The sequence below is a fragment of the uncultured Gemella sp. genome (assembly GCF_963529685.1).
Classification (GTDB): domain Bacteria; phylum Bacillota; class Bacilli; order Staphylococcales; family Gemellaceae; genus Gemella.
Genome location: NZ_CAUSAI010000077.1, coordinates 1 through 2,600 on the forward strand (window position 1 = coordinate 1; position 2,600 = coordinate 2,600).

At 31.7% G+C, this 2,600-nt stretch carries 3 protein-coding genes; all 3 read right to left on the reverse strand.

The features are described 5' to 3' along the window. Positions 1–404: 404 nt before the first annotated feature. On the reverse strand, positions 405–650 hold the full coding sequence (locus RWS90_RS07795) for a hypothetical protein (RefSeq protein ID WP_314550238.1): 246 nt from the start codon (positions 648–650) through the stop codon (positions 405–407). 352 nt (positions 651–1,002) lie between these two features. After that, complete coding sequence (locus tag RWS90_RS07800) at positions 1,003–1,587, reverse strand: peptidylprolyl isomerase (protein WP_314550242.1); 585 nt, start codon at positions 1,585–1,587, stop codon at positions 1,003–1,005. Between the two features lie 57 nt (positions 1,588–1,644). Further along, the coding region (gene thrS, locus RWS90_RS07805) for a threonine--tRNA ligase (RefSeq protein WP_314550244.1) at positions 1,645–2,600 on the reverse strand (956 nt) is incomplete at its 5' end.

Below are 2,600 nucleotides of genomic sequence, written 5' to 3' on the forward strand. Positions count from 1 at the left end.
CTCTCTGGATCACATTAAAGATGTGTTATTCAAATTATCAATATTATATACCATATTAAGAGATTTGTCAAATGTATAATGGGCTGTTAGAGACAACAAGCATCTCTTGTTAATTCCCAAAGTAAATTCCAGTTCAAACAAAAAACTGAAATTTAAGTTGAAACTATTGATTTACAGGTCTATTTGTCATACCTTTATTTTTTTGATTCTTTTCAAAAAACTCCAAAAGTAAAGCTTCCTATTTTTTGATTTATATAATAAAATTTATCCAAAAATTTAATTAACATCCTTTTTACTATAGAATACCTAGTAATTATTTATAAACCAACTTTACTAAATAAACAGTTGTAACAAGAGGCATCAAAAACTCTTGTTACAACTGTTAATAAAACAAATTATATTTACTAAAATAGAGCTAATCCAACTAAATATAGATAATAGAGAATAAATCCTACTCCTACTATTACTGCTACTACATATATCAGCCAGATTAACAGATAATAAGCATACCCTAGTGCTTTAACAATATTAGCTATACCTAAGCATAAATGTCTGCCTATTGCTAAAAGAATAGAAATTACTCCACCTTCATAAACTTCATCTTCATTATCTAAATTAGCAAATTTGAACATTGTTAATAATTTCATCATAATCACCTTCCTCTTTGGTAATTTATTTCTATCTCTATATTAATATTATAATATACATATTTCAAGCGATTACAATTGAATTTCTATAAATTTTTTCTTGATGTTAATTCCCAAAGTAAATTCCAGTTCGGGAGTTTGACACTTGTAAAACAAAAAAAGCGTTTTTAATAATAAAATAATTTATAAATATATAGCATTAATCCCTAAGTGAATTCTACTAAAAAACAACGAAAGTGACCCAAAATCATGATTCCGTAGAAATCAATTTTATCGAGTCACTCCCGCAGAGTTTATTAAATTTCAAAAGAAATTTTATCAAATTCTAGACTTTTCTCTTAGTCTTATTCAAAAATTATTTAACTTCTACATCAAGAATCACAACTTCTTCAACTGGTTTATCTTGAGCTCCAGTTTTCACAGCTGCAATTTTTTCTAGAGTTTTCGCTCCTGCAATTAAGTGACCGAATACTGTGTGGCGGTGATCTAAGTGAGGAGTTCCTCCAAGTTTAGCATAACCTTCTACAGCTTCTTTCGGCCATCCACCTTGTTCAAGCGCTTGTAAAGTTCTAGCATCTACATGAGAATTTTGAACGATAAAGAATTGACTTCCATTTGTGTTTGGTCCAGCATTCGCCATGCTCAATGCACCATAGAAGTGGAAGTAATCCATTGAGAATTCATCTTCGAAACTACGTCCCCAGATTGATTCTCCTCCCATACCTGTACCAGTTGGGTCTCCACCTTGAATCATAAAGTCTTTAATTACACGGTGGAAAATAATACCTTTATAGTACCCATTTTTTGCATGAGTTAAAAAGTTTTCTACTGCTTTTGGAATATCTTTTTCAAATAATTTGAAAGTCATATCTCCATGAGTAGTTTTAATTTTCACTCTAACTTGACCTTTTTTTACATTTTTTGTTAATTGAGTTAACATTATATCTCTCCTTATTAGTGAGAAGGGATGACTTCCATCCCTTCTCTATTTATTTTACTATGCGTTTTTCTCGATTAATCTTTCGTTGATTTCTCTTAAGATATTTTCTTTAAATTCAGCAAAGCTTTCTTCTTTTTGGTTTAATGAACCAAATGTTCTAACGTTAACATTTCTGTTTTCTACTTCTTTATCTCCAATTACTAAAGTATATGGAATTTTTTTACTTGCTGCTTCACGGATTTTATATCCTAGTTTTTCATCTCTATCATCGATAGCTACTTTAACACCAACTTTTTTAAGTTCTTGCATGATTTCTTTAGAATAATCATAGTGGTAATCATTATTTACTGGAATAATACGTACTTGGTTTGGTGATAACCATGTTGGTAAATCTCCTTTGTACTCTTCTAATAAGAAGGCAACCATTCTTTCCATTGTTGATACGATACCACGGTGAATAACTACCGGACGGTGAGCTTTTCCATCTTCTCCAATGTACTCTAATTCGAATCTCTCTGGTAGTAAGAAGTCTAATTGAATTGTAGATAATGTTTCTTGTTTTCCGATTGCTGTTTCTACTTGAACGTCAAGTTTTGGTCCGTAGAATGCTGCTTCTCCTTCAGCTTCAACATAATCTAAACCTAACTCATCAGCAGTTTCTTTTAACATTTGTTGAGCGTTATTCCACATTGCATCATCATCGAAGTATTTCTCAGTGTTTTCAGGGTCTCTGTATGATAGACGGTAGCTGAAGTTTTTAATACCTAAATCTTTATATGCTTCTTCAATAAGTCCTACTGTTAATTTAAATTCATCTTTAAGTTGATCTGGACGTACAAAAATGTGAGCATCGTTTAGAGTCATACCTCGAACACGTTGTAATCCACTCACTGCTCCACTTGCTTCATAACGGTGCATCATTCCAAGCTCTGCGATACGGATTGGAAGTTCACGGTATGAGTGACGTTCATTTTTATAAACCATCATGTGGTGAGGACAGTTCATTGGACGAA